Source organism: Paenibacillus sp. JNU01 (assembly GCF_059130585.1).
On record NZ_CP169723.1, the window covers coordinates 1,999,371 to 2,015,843 of the forward strand.

General features: G+C 46.1%; 15 protein-coding genes and 1 other annotated feature. Of the genes, 2 read left to right on the top strand and 13 right to left on the bottom strand.

Translation table 11 applies throughout. The features are described from left to right. The first annotated feature begins 295 nt into the window (after positions 1 to 295). A complete protein-coding gene (locus NLBNIHML_RS08660) occupies positions 296 to 598 on the top strand; it encodes a hypothetical protein (protein ID WP_062835531.1) in 303 nt (100 codons plus the stop codon). 891 nt (positions 599 to 1,489) lie between these two features. On the opposite strand, the gene NLBNIHML_RS08665 is transcribed toward NLBNIHML_RS08660, so the two are convergent. The 4 genes from NLBNIHML_RS08665 to NLBNIHML_RS08680 all read right to left on the bottom strand — a co-directional run bounded on the left by NLBNIHML_RS08665 (position 1,490) and on the right by NLBNIHML_RS08680 (position 6,342). Next, entirely contained in the window at positions 1,490 to 2,029 is a 540-nt protein-coding gene (locus tag NLBNIHML_RS08665) for a nucleoside deaminase (protein ID WP_339236093.1), read from the bottom strand. A 131-nt stretch (positions 2,030 to 2,160) separates the two neighbouring features. Further along, entirely contained in the window at positions 2,161 to 5,037 is a 2,877-nt protein-coding gene (locus NLBNIHML_RS08670) for a ComEC/Rec2 family competence protein (RefSeq protein WP_494354164.1), read from the bottom strand. A gap of 102 nt (positions 5,038 to 5,139) precedes the next feature. Further along, positions 5,140 to 5,661, bottom strand: coding sequence for a deoxycytidylate deaminase (locus NLBNIHML_RS08675; protein ID WP_339236098.1), 522 nt, complete (start codon positions 5,659 to 5,661; stop codon positions 5,140 to 5,142). A 39-nt stretch (positions 5,662 to 5,700) separates the two neighbouring features. Further along, on the bottom strand, positions 5,701 to 6,342 hold the full coding sequence (locus tag NLBNIHML_RS08680) for a ComEA family DNA-binding protein (protein ID WP_494354165.1): 642 nt from the start codon (positions 6,340 to 6,342) through the stop codon (positions 5,701 to 5,703). Positions 6,343 to 6,527: 185 nt separating this feature from the next. On the opposite strand from NLBNIHML_RS08680, the gene comER reads away from it, so the two are divergent. Next, positions 6,528 to 7,373, top strand: a complete 846-nt coding sequence (gene comER, locus NLBNIHML_RS08685; RefSeq protein WP_339236103.1) for a late competence protein ComER — start codon at positions 6,528 to 6,530, stop codon at positions 7,371 to 7,373. On the opposite strand, the gene leuS is transcribed toward comER, so the two are convergent. The 9 genes from leuS to aroE form a co-directional block, all read right to left on the bottom strand. Then, entirely contained in the window at positions 7,354 to 9,798 is a 2,445-nt protein-coding gene (leuS, locus tag NLBNIHML_RS08690) for a leucine--tRNA ligase (protein ID WP_339236105.1), read from the bottom strand. The genes comER and leuS overlap by 20 nt on opposite strands. A 77-nt stretch (positions 9,799 to 9,875) precedes the next feature. Then, positions 9,876 to 10,145 (bottom strand) — a binding site (T-box leader). Between the two features lie 110 nt (positions 10,146 to 10,255). After that, positions 10,256 to 11,212, bottom strand: a complete 957-nt coding sequence (locus NLBNIHML_RS08695; protein ID WP_494354166.1) for a phosphotransferase family protein — start codon at positions 11,210 to 11,212, stop codon at positions 10,256 to 10,258. Between the two features lie 215 nt (positions 11,213 to 11,427). Further along, the gene (locus tag NLBNIHML_RS08700) at positions 11,428 to 12,198 is read right to left on the bottom strand and encodes a class I SAM-dependent DNA methyltransferase (RefSeq protein WP_339236110.1); all 771 of its coding nucleotides are present in this window, start codon (positions 12,196 to 12,198) and stop codon (positions 11,428 to 11,430) included. A gap of 320 nt (positions 12,199 to 12,518) precedes the next feature. Beyond that, positions 12,519 to 13,424 (bottom strand): CvfB family protein, encoded by a 906-nt coding sequence (locus tag NLBNIHML_RS08705; RefSeq protein ID WP_339306657.1) that lies wholly within the window; start codon positions 13,422 to 13,424, stop codon positions 12,519 to 12,521. Then, on the bottom strand, positions 13,421 to 13,768 hold the full coding sequence (rsfS, locus tag NLBNIHML_RS08710; protein ID WP_253439462.1) for a ribosome silencing factor: 348 nt from the start codon (positions 13,766 to 13,768) through the stop codon (positions 13,421 to 13,423). The genes NLBNIHML_RS08705 and rsfS overlap by 4 nt, the downstream gene beginning before the upstream one ends. Positions 13,769 to 13,841: 73 nt before the next feature. Next, complete coding sequence (yqeK, locus tag NLBNIHML_RS08715) at positions 13,842 to 14,408, bottom strand: bis(5'-nucleosyl)-tetraphosphatase (symmetrical) YqeK (RefSeq protein WP_339236117.1); 567 nt, start codon at positions 14,406 to 14,408, stop codon at positions 13,842 to 13,844. Then, positions 14,392 to 14,982, bottom strand: a complete 591-nt coding sequence (locus NLBNIHML_RS08720) for a nicotinate-nucleotide adenylyltransferase (RefSeq protein WP_339256515.1) — start codon at positions 14,980 to 14,982, stop codon at positions 14,392 to 14,394. Before NLBNIHML_RS08720 ends, yqeK begins: the two co-directional genes overlap by 17 nt. A gap of 15 nt (positions 14,983 to 14,997) precedes the next feature. After that, entirely contained in the window at positions 14,998 to 15,291 is a 294-nt protein-coding gene (gene yhbY, locus NLBNIHML_RS08725; protein ID WP_063567269.1) for a ribosome assembly RNA-binding protein YhbY, read from the bottom strand. A 305-nt stretch (positions 15,292 to 15,596) separates the two neighbouring features. Then, on the bottom strand, positions 15,597 to 16,466 hold the full coding sequence (gene aroE, locus NLBNIHML_RS08730; protein ID WP_494354167.1) for a shikimate dehydrogenase: 870 nt from the start codon (positions 16,464 to 16,466) through the stop codon (positions 15,597 to 15,599). Positions 16,467 to 16,473 lie beyond the last annotated feature (7 nt).

Below are 16,473 nucleotides of genomic sequence, written 5' to 3' on the forward strand. Positions count from 1 at the left end.
AAAGTTAAGTATTTTTTAATTTGCCATAACAAAATAACGGCGTATGTATTTGGGCCGCTGAAATCTTCTCTTAGAATAACAGAAATTGCATAACGAGTCACCAAACGTATCCAAAAGGGATTCCATTACTTACACGACTCAATTCAAATGCAATGGCATACATTATAGCGAAGCACTTTTTGGTTCTGAAAATAAAAAAAAGTCGAAATTTGTCCAAATTTAAGCTGATTTTAATGCAATTTTCATGAAAATGGTGTATTGTAAATTTACATTCATAAAACACGAGGTGATGAGCATGCCAGCTCTAGCGAAAATTCAAGCTTTAAAAGAACAAATGCCCAAAGAATACCAAAGTATTTCCCACTTTGTGGAACATGCACTGGAGTCCATTGATACTCTGGTTGAGGAACATCGGAAGTATGTAGCTGCACAGGCATTATACGGCGATAAAATCGTTGGATCGGAAGAACGCTTGTACAGAGAAACCGTACTTGATGTCAGAGCACAGCTGTTGATGACTCTTGAAAAAACGGTAGAAGATCTGTTGCACAAGGGTGACAAACATTGGAACAAACACTTTAAGGATGGCGTGGAGTAGTTCTTATATATCTTCTACATTTTGAAAAAATGGCCCGTTTTCCGATATTCTCCTTCGTGGAGTGTAACGGAAAGCGGGCTTTTTTTGTGTGCTGTGCTATAACTCGCGATCAAATGAAGTGATGAATTAATAGCGCCTCGACGTCTTCTTTCTCAGCTTGTATATGTTAAAATATAGTAAATCTCAAGTCTACTCGTTGTTGAATATAGTTTTTTTAAGATGGAGGTCAATATTTGAAATGACAAAAACTCATAGAATCCATAGGCCGCGCGGAAAAATACTTGCAGCTATATTAACTGCAATTGTAATTTCACTTGTAATGGGGTTATATCACTACGTTCCCTTGGATGAAAGAATAGAGAATGCCTACTACTATTCGTTCGGATATACATTTGCGGTTGGATTATTGATTAACCTCGCTATTTTACTTTTCTTAATTATGCCACTTTCCATATTGGTGGATGGATTACTTTTATACAGAAGAAAAGATAATACGTATATGAGATTGCTTGTTGCTATTGCGGCATATGGTCTATTAGGCTTCATAGGTGGAATTATCTACTCGATATTTACACTTAACTTCATTACTTTTTCTGGTCAGACTATCCACATTATTGTAATCTCTCTTGTTTTTTTTGCCTTACAGTTGGTATTAAATCGGAGTTTTCTTCACTTATCTTTACACCGATAAATAGGTTGCGTACGACTTACCCCATAAGGTTTCTATTTAGTAAACTTAGGTTTCCAATAGTGATGTCACTTCAGTATCATCACAAACAAATGGATAACTCAACGAAACATTAAGAACAGTCTAGAAAACTACAGACTGTTCTTAATGTTTCAACTAACGTTTCTTGTTAGCTTAATATATCAGGCTCAAAGTTTCATTTATTATAGAACATTTTCATTTTCTAATTCATCATTCCAATGATTATCGGTATACCCACGGCTGTTGTTCCATTCTGCTAACATTTTTCTTTGTCTCAATTCTAAATCTCTGTAAGGGGCTGCTACAAACTCGATGTCGTGGAACAAATCATTATAAATAGGTAATTCGCTATTTAATTCCTTGAATTTTTTAAATGCACCTATATCCTTATCATTTGCAGCCCAAACCACTTTTTTAATCAAAGACAACACGATCGTACCTGTGCACATGGGACAAGGCTCACAGGTAGTATATAGGGTAAGTTCATTTTTAGGAATAAATTTCTTGCTCTCAAGATGAAGTATCATATTTCCAGCTTTTCTTATAGCGTCCACTTCGGCGTGTGCTGTAGAATCACAGCTTGAAAAAACTCTGTTCCTACCTCGGCTTACAACTAAACCATCTGCATCAATAATAATTGCACCGATAGGAAAAGTACCCTCATCTCTAGCCTTTTCTGCCTCTTCAAAAGCTAAAAGAAGGTTTTCGTAATGCTTGTCCAAATTATACACATCCCATCTCAGTCATTCCCAACAATAATATATTCCAGAAATATACCGCTACTCCTTCTCCCATAAAGCTACTTTTTCACGGCTACGCTACCCTGCCCGTTATACAGCTCATGTAAAATCCATCACTCATCTGCAACCAACTTGTACCGGATATCAATCTTTCCATCCTTCACTTTCATCTGTACCTCACCCATCTGATCAGTCCGATAAATCTCTGACCCGGTAGCTTCCAGACGTTCCATCACTCCCGGATTGGGATGCCCATATGTATTGTTAACACCAGCAGAAATCACGGCGGTTTTGGCGTTCCAGTATTGAAGCCAGGCTTCGGTTGACGACGTTTTACTCCCATGATGAGCGACCTTTAACACGTCAATGGAGACAGATGCTGGTGGAGCAATATTTGAATTTTCCGGCAACAGGCCTGTAAGTCCCCTTTGTACAACTCCCTTTGTAACTCCAATATCTGCACCTTTCTGTTCAAACTGGGCAGCCAATGAGCCGTCCTGAATCATATAGAGCAGGTCCTGCTCGGCTGCTGCATCCATGTCCCCGGTGAACAGCATGGAAGTGCCAGCCATGTCCAGCAAAAAGACAACCGAATCATGATTCTGGTGTTCAGACACAGGCAAATTGCCTGATGCATTTACATCCATATGCGCCAGATCTGGAGCTATAAAACGTAAACTTGTCTCTTTATCAGCCTTATAAGTCATACCCTGCTGAATAGCGTAAAGAGGAATTTTTCGTTCCATGGCTGTATTCAGTAACTTATCAAAGTTATCCTTACCGCTGGTTGTGCCATTAAACATGAAACGTTTAACCGGAAGCTGTTCCAGCACAGCCTGTAGCCCTCCGGCATGATCCTGATCGGCATGTGTTACAATGACAGCGTCCAGTTGGTGGATGCCTCTCTTTTTCAATAAAGGAACAACCACCTTGGCTCCGACCTCATACGGATCACGTCTTGTTTTCCACGATTGCTCGGTGTTCCCAAAGTTAACTGTTCCCCCGCCATCCACCAAAATGTGTTTGCCTTCCGGGGTTGTGATCAACGTACTGTCCCCTTGTCCAATATCCAAAAACTGCACAATGCCGGTTCCAGCAGGCTTGGGAGTCTGATATGCCCACCACAAGCCAGCAACAAAGCTGAGCGTGAGCAAACCGCACAACCATTGCTGAGCTTTACTCATTCGTTCATGTGCATAATAACCTGCACCTCGTGCGGTAAATGCACTTGTATACTCCGGCCAGGCAATACTGGCTCCTAATATGGTTAACGAGGTTTCTTTTCCATCTATACGTTTCTTACCTTGATCCTGATCCTGTGGCGCGTTAGACATCGAAGAGCGAATGCCCATATCCCTCATGGAAACTATAGGTTGTCGCCTCACAAGAGGTGCTGTATCCTCCTCAATAAACGCCGTTTCCCGCTGTTCACCATTGCCACGATGCAACAAGTAAAGTAAGGCATACAACACGGCATAATATGCGGCTATCCACAACAGAGAAGGTGTTGCCCAGATCAACACAAAACCTGGCAGGCTGTTCATCCACTCCACGCTTAAAAATGTCAGCTGATTCAGTTGAATCGCAATCCATGCGAGAGGTCTCGCCAAGGGAACCCATATGAATGACAATAACATGGCGACCGTCCCCAGAGGTAATACAATGGCGCTAATCAGAGAAACCAGTAGAAAGTTGGCCACAAATGAGAGCAATGAGAATTGGTTGAAATACAGGATGGTTACTGGAAAAGAAATCAGCTGAGCAGTCACCGTAACCGATGCTGTTGCAGCAAGAGATTTCGGCCAACTGCTGAACAGTCGGTTAATCAACGGCATGTAGATCATCAAACCTGCGGTCACGAGAAAGGATAACTGGAAGCTCACACTGAGCAAAAAGTACGGGTCCCACCACATCATCAGCAAAGCTGCTGCACTGATCATCTGAAGTCCATCTCTGGCGAGACCACGGCGTGCCATATACAAACCAATCATGGACATAATGCCTGCCCGAATGACTGAAGGTGAACCACCGGATAACAGTACATAAGCAGGCACCAGGATCAGAACAATCGTGAGTGACGTCTCTCTGGTAAGTCTTAACCAGGATAAAATAAGGAGAAGAGAAGCTACATATACAGCGACATGAGTGCCGGAGATCGCCAGGATATGCGTTAGGCCAAGCTGTGAAAACTGACCATAGGTGCCAGGATCGATATCGTTAGCCATCCCGATAATTAGCCCCTTCATATATCCTGCATGGGGCTCAGGAAATAACTGCCCGACCGCCGAACCCAACGTATGCCTCGTCCAATCCGTCCACCGTAGTACGTTAAATTGTCCAACCCCCTCAGGAGGCGTCGCTGTAACCGATCCGGTTCCCTTCACTTTGAACAACCAGTGGATGTGCAGGGTTCGCAAATAACTGCGATAATCAAACCCTCCAAAGTTCCTAGCTTCGCCCGGAAGGGCAAATGAACCATCAAGTGTGATTAAATCCCCCCTCTTCCAGCCCCCCGCTACCTGTTGTTCTTCTTCCTCCAACAGTCTGACTTGTACCATCAATTGTTCATCTATCTGGAATGCAGATGATGCTGCCAGATCTGTATCTGCTGATGAATCCGATAAGCGCATTATTGAAGACATCTGTATCTTAAAGTCAGCCCGATCTCCATCAATACGTACATCTGACACAAGCTCACCCTGAATTTCGGCTACCAAACCGTCAAGCTCTTTAGTAGCGATATGAGTAGTCTCGGACAGTCTGCTATGATTGCGTGCGTCATTCCATTCCCAATGTGCAGCACCTCCAATAAGGGCAACGAGTAAAAAGAAAATGGACCATCCACGTACATCTATGAAACGAAGTAGAAGTGGCAGACATGCCAGCGCTCCAATCATTCCCCAGACTAACGTCCAACCCGTTAACGCGGATGCCATCCCGCTACCGCATAACCAGCACATCGTAAAAGTCAGCAAAGGTCTGCCTTTCATTCGTCTCCCTCCTTCATGATACGCGTTGAACGCAGAAAAAACCCCGAAAAGCCAATTGAGGCTTGCCGGAGGTTCTCCCTCGCATATTCGACCATATTCACATTAATTGCTCACAGTCATCATCGTTTCCCGCGGGGGCTGGTAATTCTCCAGCCTACGGAATGTTATGCCCTTCTGTTCCATCATATTCGTAACCTTACGCGTATCTTTAGGATAAGAGCGATGAAACACGATTTCTGTAATACCACTATTCGCCAGCATATTGGCACATGTCCAGCAAGGTTCATCGGTCACATACACAGACGAGCCTTCGCGGTCGATTCGATCTGTGAATAAAAGCAAATTTTGCTCCGCATGGATTGTGCGAATGCAGCGTTGCTTTTTCACCATTTCTTCCTGACCATCGGTCACAACCAACTCATATTCTTCCGATATCATGCAACCCGCTTCAGAACAGTCCGGAACACCAGTGGGTGCACCATTATACGCTGTTCCCAACAGTTTCTTTCCCTGAACTAGCACGGCACCTACATGACGACGCGAACAGCGGGAACGGGTGGAAACCATATACGCGATGTCCATAAAATACGTATCCCAGTCCTTGCGTACCTCTACTGTACTCATGCTGCTTTCCTCCCGCTCAACACATTTTTTATTCTAATATTACCGGATCTGCACATATGGTGCCATCTTCTCCAGCATCTTCATGCCGATTCCTTTGACCTTTGTCAGATCACTAACTTTTGTGAAAGGACCATGTGCATTCCGATAGTCCACAATGGCCTGAGCTTTCTTCTCTCCGATTCCGGGGAGCTCTGTAAGCTTGGAGAGAGGTGCACTATTCACATCAATCTTGCCATTATCGCTTGCTTCCTCACGAACGATAGATGAATTACTACTTGATGCCGTCTCGGAGGTAACCGAAGGATTGGATTTCGTATCTTGCACTACCGGTTCAGTCGAAGCAGCAGTAACCAATGAAATATCGTTCGTCTGAGTTGGAGTTTGGGCTACTGGATCACCTTCGACTGCACCAATCAAGCTTTCTTTAGACTCTCCTACCTTTGCATCATTCCCAGTCTGTATCTGCATCCCATTTGCATCCGTTCCTGAAGATGTCCCTGGTTTGCCCTGAACCGAAGTAGCCGACTGTACAGCAGGAAGTTCCTGCTCTAACGTCGGCTTCTCGGTGCCGAGCTGCAAGGGTTCCCAGCCACTAGGTGGTTGTTCACTTTTGCCCGACCATAATATGAGTATACTTCCAACCACCGCAGCAGCAATGGTCATTCCTTTGTTCCATCTCATTTCTTCCACACCTCTCCCTGAATTCAAAATCATTCATTTCGAACACGGGCGGTGCTTCCGAACCGTTGAACATCCCTGATGAAACAAGTTATGCATTTTTCATGTCATGTGAAACAGGTCCTCACGCATAGAATAGAGGGAATGAACTGCGCCAGTACCGTAAAGCATGAAAGGAGGCCTGAACAATGAAGGTTGGATTTATCGGAACCGGCAGCATGGGCAGCCTGCTGATCTATGCCCTAATTCAATCCGGTGCACTTGAGCCCCGGCAGATCGCGGCCAGCAATCGAACCCCGTCCAAAGTACGACAGTTATCCCTCCGTTACCCCGGTCTGCATGAATCCCAGAGCAATCGGGAAACGGTGATCCGAAGTAATATCATCTTCCTGTGCGTGAAGCCGCTTGAATTCAAACATGTCATTGACGACATCCTGCCTGTCGTGAATCCCAATCATATCATTGTCTCGATCACCAGTCCCGTGCAGCTGCGCCATCTGGAATCTTCACTTCCTTGCAAAGTCTCCAAGGTTATTCCCAGCGTCACACACCAGGTTGGCAGCGGCGCGTCCCTGTGTATACACGGCGAACGAATGACTAATGAAGACCGCGCTGTGTTGGAAAGTCTGCTTAGTCATATAGGCAGGCCGTACCAAGTGGACGAAGCCTGTACACGAATCACATCCGACTTCTCCAGTTGCGGACCTGCATTCATATCGTTCTTTTTGGAACAATGGATCGAAAGTGCCGTGAAGCTGACAGGCATCAAAAGAGCAGATGCCTGCGCTCTGGCTGGCGAAATGCTTCTGGGAACAGGCAAGCTGCTTACCGAAGGAGGATACACGCCGCAAGAGCTTCAAGCTCGTGTCGCTGTACCTGGCGGTATTACCGCTCAGGCACTTGCACTGCTGAAGGTTAGTCTCGACGGTGTTTTCGACAGCCTGATCCGCACGACACATGACAAATATGATGAAGATTTGTTAAAGCTGGATGAACTATTTCGAGCCGGTGAGATTAACCGGCAACAATATTAACGAGTTTGCCTGGAACGGCAATGACCTTGCGAATGGTCTTGCCTTCCAGCGCCTGCTTAACAGGTGCCAGCTCCATCGTGAAGTCCTGCATACCCTGTGCATCCAAGTCCTTCGCGATCGTCGCACGAGTTACGATTTTACCGTTTACCTGAACAACGATTTCTACTTCCGCATCCACTGTCATGGACTCGTCATATTCCGGCCAAGCCACGTAAGAGATTCCACCTTCATGACCCAAACGACTCCACAGTTCTTCTGCCATATGCGGTGCCAGTGGTGACAGCAGTTGCACAAAGTTCTCCATCGCTTCACGAGGCAGTGTATCGGCTTTGTATGCATCGTTGATGAAGATCATCAGCTGGCTGATAGATGTGTTGAAGCGCAGATGTTCCAGATCTTCCGTCACTTTTTTGATCGTTTTGTGAGCAGTCCGCTTGAACTCATCCGTTCCACCGTCCACCGTAATCTTGTCATTGATGGCTCCTGTATCTTCGTTAATGAAGAGACGCCATACACGTGACAGGAAGCGGTGCATGCCTTCAACCCCGTTTGCATTCCACGGTTTTGTCGCTTCCAATGGTCCCATGAACATTTCGTACAGACGCAATGTATCCGCACCGAATTCATTCACAATTTCATCCGGGTTGATGACATTACCACGAGATTTACTCATTTTCTCATTGTTCGTGCCTAGGATCATACCTTGGTTCACCAGTTTGTGGAACGGCTCTTTGGTATCCACAACACCCAGATCATACAGTACTTTATGCCAGAAACGAGCATACAGCAAGTGAAGCACCGCGTGCTCCGCTCCGCCAATGTACAGATCAACAGGCAGCCACTGCTGCTGTTTCTCCTTGGAGATCAGTTCCTTGTCATTGTGCGGATCGATAAAGCGCAGGTAATACCAGCAGCTACCCGCCCATTGTGGCATGGTGTTGGTCTCACGACGCGCCTTCATTCCCGTTTCCGGATCTACCGTATTCACCCACTCCGTAACATTCGCCAGTGGTGATTCTCCAGTACCCGAAGGTTTGATCTGATCGATATCAGGCAGCAGCAGTGGAAGTTGATCCTCCGGTACGGTCTTCATCGTTCCGTCTTCCAGATGCAGAATCGGAATTGGCTCACCCCAGTAGCGCTGACGGCTGAACAGCCAATCACGCAGACGATAGGTTACTTTCCCTTGTCCTTTACCGTTCTCTTCCAACCAGGCAATCATCTTGGCAACTGCTTCTTCATTGTTCAGTCCGTTCAGGAAATCGGAATTCACATGTGCGCCATCACCGGAATATGCCTCTTGTGTAACGTCTCCACCTTGAATAACCTCAATGATATCCAGACCGAACTGCTTCGCAAATTCCCAGTCACGCGCATCATGCCCTGGAACAGCCATAACCGCACCTGTACCATAACCCGCAAGAACGTAATCAGCAATCCAGATCGGCAATTTTGCACCATTAACGGGATTGATTGCATAAGCACCAGTGAATACACCTGTTTTGTCCTTGGCCAAATCCGTACGTTCCAGATCACTCTTACGAGAAGCCTGCTCCTGATAAGCCTGAATCGCTTCACGTTGGTCATCCGTTGTAATCGCTTCTACCAATTCATGTTCCGGAGCAAGTACTGCAAAGCTCGCACCGAACAATGTGTCCGCACGGGTAGTGAATACCTTAATAACTTCCTCGCGACCTTCAATGGCAAAAACAACTTCTGCACCTGTCGATTTACCGATCCAGTTACGCTGCATATCCTTGATGCTTTCAGACCAATCCAGCTCTTCCAAGTCTTCCAACAGACGCTCTGCATACTCGGTAATTTTCAGTACCCATTGACGCATCGGTTTACGTACAACCGGATGTCCACCGCGTTCACTCTTGCCATCAATAACCTCTTCATTAGCCAGTACCGTTCCAAGTGCTTCGCACCAGTTTACTGCGACTTCGTCCACATAAGCGAGGCCCTTATTGTACAACTGGATAAATATCCATTGTGTCCATTTATAATACTCAGGGTCCGTTGTGCTGATCTCACGATCCCAGTCATAGGAGAAACCGAGTGATTTGATCTGGCGACGGAAGTTGTCAATATTGCGGAATGTAATATGCCGTGGATGTTCACCTGTATCCAATGCATGCTGCTCAGCAGGCAGACCGAAAGCATCCCAACCCATCGGATGTAATACATTGTAACCGCGCATACGTTTGTAACGGGAAACGATATCCGTTGCCGTATATCCTTCCGGGTGACCTACGTGCAGACCTGAACCGGATGGATAAGGGAACATATCCAGTGCATAAAATTTCGGTTTAGCAGGGTCCTCACCCGTTTTAAACGTTTTATTGGCATCCCAGTATTGCTGCCAACTTTTTTCCATGACTTGTGGCTGATAGCCGTGCTTCGGCTGGTTATTCTCACTCATCTATTGTTCCTCCTTCAGGTTACTCGCTTAGCTTTAATTGCAACAAAAAAACCTCAGCATCCCGTAGCGTTTGCAGCGCTAGGGACGAGAGGTTGAATTCCCGTGGTACCACCCTAGTTAGCGGACGAACGTGCTTCGTCATCCACTCCCTTTGGACCTGTAACGGCGGTTAACCGATGCGGATTTCCATTCCTGAATTCCAGCTTATACTTAGCAGGTTAGACAGGATGGTGTAATCACCGCATTTCTCCAAGGCGAGTTCGCAATTTACTGTCAACCGGCTTGCACCAACCGCCGGCTCTCTGTGATGTACAGAAATCACTACTAATCCTTATCATCGAAATATGTATACAATATCGGGAACATTATATAAAAAAGCAAGCCCAAAGTCAATATTACATGTTATAAACGCCATCTTGAAGCTCATGGTTCGTACCCTTCATAACGCGGTTGCTGTTCAGGACAACCGAAATCGCTCAATTCCTTCCTCCAGGTTATGAATAGTCCAATTCACATGTTCCTGATTGTCATATTGCCGATAAGCGCACTCAATGCGCAGCACCAGATCAAAGTACAAGTCATACAGACTTCTTCTTTTTAGCTCACTTTCAGTCGTAATCGCAAGCCCATAACCTTTCACAAAACCGGGTGTATAGTTAAAATGACTGAAATAATGCTCCATCAGAGGGTCTGCCCACAGTGAACGTTCAAAATCAATAATTGCTGTGATGCGGCCTTTGTCTACTAGAATATTTCCATCCCATAGATCCCAGCTGACAAGAACAGGTTCTTTTACATCGTCCAACACATCCGATTTCTCTTCAATCAAACGTCTCAATTCAGAGTGATCCATCGAAAATGTAATCCCGGCTTCTTCCCCATCGGCAAGAACGTCTTCCATCAGGTTCATAAATGCTTCTTTCCATGTGGAATAACGCTGTTTTTGCTCTGAGAAATATCCGAACTTCTCGCCCTTGATTTCATTTATTCGACGATTGTAACGCCCCAGTTGTTGTTCAACGGCTTCCTGCTCTTCCGCAGAATACTGATCCTTGACCTGATTATAGGGTGTTCCAGACATGTACTCCATGATAAAATACCGCGCTGAAGCCATGGTTAACGAATCATCATAAACCAGAACTTTGGGTACGGGAACATCCTTCAACTCGCCGATGAGACGCAGTGCCTCGACCTCAGCAATCATCAGATCCTGCTCACAGCGCATCAGATTGGTGGAAGCCGAAGGGGCAATTTTGAGTACCACTTGCTGTTGGTCACTCAATGTAATGAGATATGCATGATTGGCCCAGCCATCCACCATTTCCTTGTAGTCCTGTATACTTGCAGATAGATGCTGCTCGATTATGGCATTTATTTGTTCTGACGAGAGTCTTGTTTTATATGTACTTTCCACTTCCACACCTCACCTCGACTATTGGTTTCCATAGAAAACGCTTTCTATCCGACTATTATCGCCTCCTTTACTTTAGCTGGCAATACTTTTTGTCACGCTCTTGGGTCTTTCCAAGCATTTCTTCGCCCGATCACAGAAACATGTCAATCCATCTTTACGAGAAATAAAAAAAACTGCCCCCATACAACATAAGGAACAGTTTTTATCTTTTATACTTACTTCACAGCAACGTAGAACAAGCGCTGTGCGCTGTCTCCTGCCTCTTTCCATTCAAAATCTGCATATACCTTCACATCTCTAAAACCTGCCTTGGATAACTCCAGCTTCATCCAGTCCGGGTTATATGCACGTTGGACATGAACTTCTTCAAACCGCTGATACATATCCTTGCTGCCGTCATCCACACGTGAAAAAATACTGAGATGATGCTCAATCTCACAGCGATCCTGGTCCAAATCACAAGTCCAAATATAAGATACGGAGCGCTCATCAAGCACAAAAGGCTGCTCCTCATCATAACGGATAAGCGTATTGGGATGATGCACATCAAACAAAAACGTTCCATCCGGCTTCAGCATCTCATATGTCCGCTGGAATGTTCGAACGACATCTTCTTGTTCAAGCAGATAATTGACGCAATCGCAGAATGATATCACCGAATCCACAGGTTCCGGAACTCGCCAGTCTCGCATATCCTGCTGCACCCAACGTACGCTGCCTTCCCGATACAAGCGATGACCCTGAGGCGTAGCCTCCATCTTGCTGCGCGCAACCGACAGCATATCTGCTGACAGGTCAATGCCTGTAACTTCGAAACCGGAGTTCACGAGCGGGATTGTAATAGAGCCCGTTCCACAGCCAAGTTCAGCGACACTTTTGGGCATTCCATGCTGTTCCCATGCTGTTCTTGCAAACCTTATCCAGTCCGGATAAGGCATATCTTCCATTAATTCATCGTAGACATAGGCAAATTTCCGGTAAGACATGTCAGGCACCGCACTTTCAATTTCATTTTTCAATCCTGATCTATATAAGTTGAACTAAAGAATATTTACACTGGGCACTCCAATGACAGAACAACCTTCCGATCACTGTTATCCCCAGATTTTTTTGATTCCTTTTATAAAGGATTAAATCCGGGGATAAAGGCGAACGCTACGCTTCTTCAGGTTCTTTCTGTCCTCTCCGTTTCGTGTAATTTTGGTTCAATTTATATAACAAAAGTAAAGACAGGGGTATCCGGTGTTTACCCAGCCTATCCCTGCCTTCTCCGAGTTTCATATTACGAAATATTCAAACAAAAAAATTAATTGTTTTCATTCTGTTCCTTAGGAGCAGATTCGGACAGATACGTCCAGCTTTCCTTTTGGACCACCAATCCGTCCTTCATCAATTTGCCTAATGCACGCTTGAACGCAGACTTACTGATGCCAAAGCGCTGCTTGATGATATCCGGCGGAGTTGCATCCGAGTAAGGCATGCCGCCCATAGGACGCTCTTTCATAAAGGCGAGAAGCTTGTCTGCATCTTCGTTACGTCCAACTTGTTTGAGCTGAGTCATGGCCAGATTCACACGTCCGTCTTCACGTACCAGTGTCACTCGACACTTCACTTTCTCACCAAGACGCAGCATATGACTACGTTCAGATGAATGAATCATGCCAATTGCCCCAAAGCCAAGTACACCGCCCTCTACAAGTACAAAAGTACCCATCTGCAGTGGCTTGTATACCGTCGCTTCAACCCACTCGTTTAACCATGAAGTTGGCGCATGGAAAGCCAATGGTGAAAGTTCACGTTCCCCGGCCAATTTGGCACGCAGACGTCCTTGCTTGTCATGTTCCATGATTACAAAGACTTCATCCCCCACTTGAGGACGCAGTTCTTCCAGTTCAGGCAGTTCACGAATAGGAAGCAGCAATTGCCGTCCAAGTCCCATTTCCAGGAAACAACCCAGTCTTGGGTGAACATCAGCCACAACCAGTCGTGCCATTTCGCCAAGCATGAGATAAGGCTTCTTCATTGTTACAGCCAGACGATCTTCCGTATCAAAGAATACAAAGACCTCAAGTGTCTCACCAATCTTAATATCCCGTGTTAGCTCGGTGTAGTGAAGCAGTACATCTTCCGATCCTGTCGTCAAAAAGAAACCAAACGGAGACACTTCACGTGAAACCGGCAAAGAGACGACTGTTCCAGCAATCAAACTCATACCATTTCCACCACTTTGGCATCAGACCATAAACGTTCAATGTTGTAGTATTCACGCTCGTCGCGGTGGAAGATATGAACAACTACATCGCCCATGTCCATCAGTACCCAACGTGCGGAATCCATACCTTCGATACCTTTGATCGTCGCTCCAGCTGCATGAGCCTGTTTGCGAATCTCAGTGGCAATGGCCTGTACCTGTGTATCGGAATTCCCGTGACAAATAACAAAATAATCGGCCACCAGGGAAACATTAATCAGATCCAACGCTACAATATTGGATGCCTTTTTGTCGTCAGCGGCAGCAACCGCCATATTCATAAGTTCTTTCGATGATACTGTCATGAACCAACCTCCATAATCTATATTTGTGTGTTCAAAAAGATCCTTTATAATCAAAAGTGAACTTTTTGAACAACTATAATTGAGTAATCAAGTCATTGCGTGACAACACGGTTAACGGATAAATAACACGGCGCTGCGAAATCAGCAAGCTGATCGTCGAATCGAATCCGGCAATTAATCCTTCCTCCAGACTATGTTCAGCCTGTTCGCGAATGTGATCCACTCCAGGGAAATCTCGTCCCGGTTCAATATAATCGGCAAGACATACCACTTTGTCCAACAGGCTCATGCCTACCCGACCCGAGGTATGCCACCGGATGGCATTAATAACTTCGGAATCCTCTACACCGTAATCACGCTCGGCTACAAAAGCACCGACTTCGGAATGCCAGAGCTGTTTGTCATGCTGCAGAAGTTCCTGGTTTAATCCGTTATCACGGATGACCGCTTCCATCTCCGCTACGGGCCAGTACTTCGCCACATCATGCAATATCGCTGCCAGATCCGCTTTCACAGGATCAGCACCGTATTTTTCAGCCAACATCACTGACGATTCCATTACACCCAGTGTATGCTTCCAGCGTTTCTCCGGCATTTGTCCGGATACGGCTTGAATAAGTTCATCACGGCTTAGTGCCATATAAACCGCTCCTTACAATGTATTGGTGCACTTCATCAGGAATCATGAAGCGTACCGAATGTCCTTTGGCAAGACGTCTGCGTACGGCTGTTGATGAAATATCCACCAAGGGCATCTCGGCCAGTAGGACCCGATCCTGTAACTCGTCTGGAAGATCATCCAGATGTAACTGGAAGCCTGGTCGACCAACCCCGATAAAGGTTAGGCGTTCTGCAAGTTCTTCAATCTGCTCCCATTTGGGAAGATAGTTCACCATATCCGCCCCGATAATGAAATAGAATTCATGTTCAGGATGGCGACGCCACAGTTCCTTCATCGTATCGATTGTATAAGACACTCCGCCAAGTTCCATCTCGATATCCAGCACCTCATATTGCTCAACACCCCTCACAGCGGCTTCCGTCATATCGAGACGTTGCTGTCCCGAAGCTCCGGCGCCACGTTTGTGAGGTGGAACATGGGAAGGCATGAACCAGATCTCATCCAGTGCATGCGAATCCCTTGCCGCTTCAGCTGCCAGGAGGTGTCCCATGTGGATCGGATCAAACGTACCACCCATGATACCGATCTTCACCCGCGTCACACTCCCTTATCTAGGTAGTTCGATTTGTTTGTTATCGCGCGATTCTTTGTACAGGATGATTGTGTTGCCGATGACTTGTACAAGCTCACTTCCCGTTTCACGGGCAACTTCTTCAGCCATCTCTTTTCTGTCCTCATCATTGTTGTTGAGCACTTGCACTTTCATCAATTCGCGCTTCTCAATCGCATCTTCGATGTGACGGAACAGGTGTTCATTCGTTCCACCTTTACCAATCTGAAATACAGGGGTCAGATGATGTGCCTGTGACCGCAAAAAGCGCTTTTGTTTACCGTTTAACATGAATACTCCATACTCCTTATGTTGAGCAGGCCCTGATCGACAGCACAAAAACTGTCCGGACCTGACCATTCAATTATTATTTTTCACTGGTGAAAATGATCACTGAGACACAAGTTGACTCCGATTGCAGTACCATCTTCCGATCGCTGTTATCCCCAGATTTTTCTGATCCCTTTTCACAAAGGGAAAATCAGTTACAGCTTATGCTTCCGAAGCAGCTTTCTTGCAGAAAGCTTTTAAGCGACCACTCCGTTTCTTCAGATTGGTTCTGCACTCGTTGTCTGCCTGTACTCTTAATATCATTTTCACACTTCAAAACTGTTTAACACCGCTCGTCTCATCGTCCCCACAGGAGCCGGAATGCCGAGCCAATGTTCAAAGGCCACTGCGCCCTGGTATACAAACATACCCAGACCACCGTGCACCGTACATCCACGCATCCGTGACTCCCGAAGCAGACGGGTCTCCAACGGATTGTAGATCAGATCACTTACCGCTGCTCCTTCACGAATCAATGAAGGGTCAACCGGTACGTCATCAACATGCGGATGCATTCCGGCAGACGTTGTGTTAATCACGATATCAGCCGTAGCCAGTACATTCGCAACTTCTTCCATGCCACTGCCCGAGATTTCTCCCAGACCATGGCCCCGTAAATCCGAAGCAAGTGCAATAGCCCTGTCCGCTGTACGGTTCAGAATGTGGATATGCTCAGGCTTTTCCAGTGCAAGGGCGTATATAACGCCCCGCGCTGCTCCACCTGCTCCCAGTACCGCAATACGTTTGCCCGCAAGCTCAGGTACAGCCTCTTCCTTCAAAGATCGGACATAGCCAATACCATCCGTATTATACCCTGTCAGTGTTCCACCTTCATTGACAATGGTATTCACCGCACCAATGAGTCGAGCACTTTCATCGATCACATCCAGATACTGCATAACCTGCTCTTTGTGCGGGATCGTGACATTGACACCACGATAGCCCAGTGCCACAATACCCCGAACTGCGGCTTCCAGTTGATCCGGAAGAACATGCAGTGGCATATACATTCCATTCACTCCTGCAGCAAGCAGAGCCGCATTATGCATTGCCGGAGACTTGGAGTGAGCAATAGGATCACCCATGACACCAAGCAACACGGGAAGTGAAGCGTTGAACTTTTTCTGCTCAGACATAGGTAAG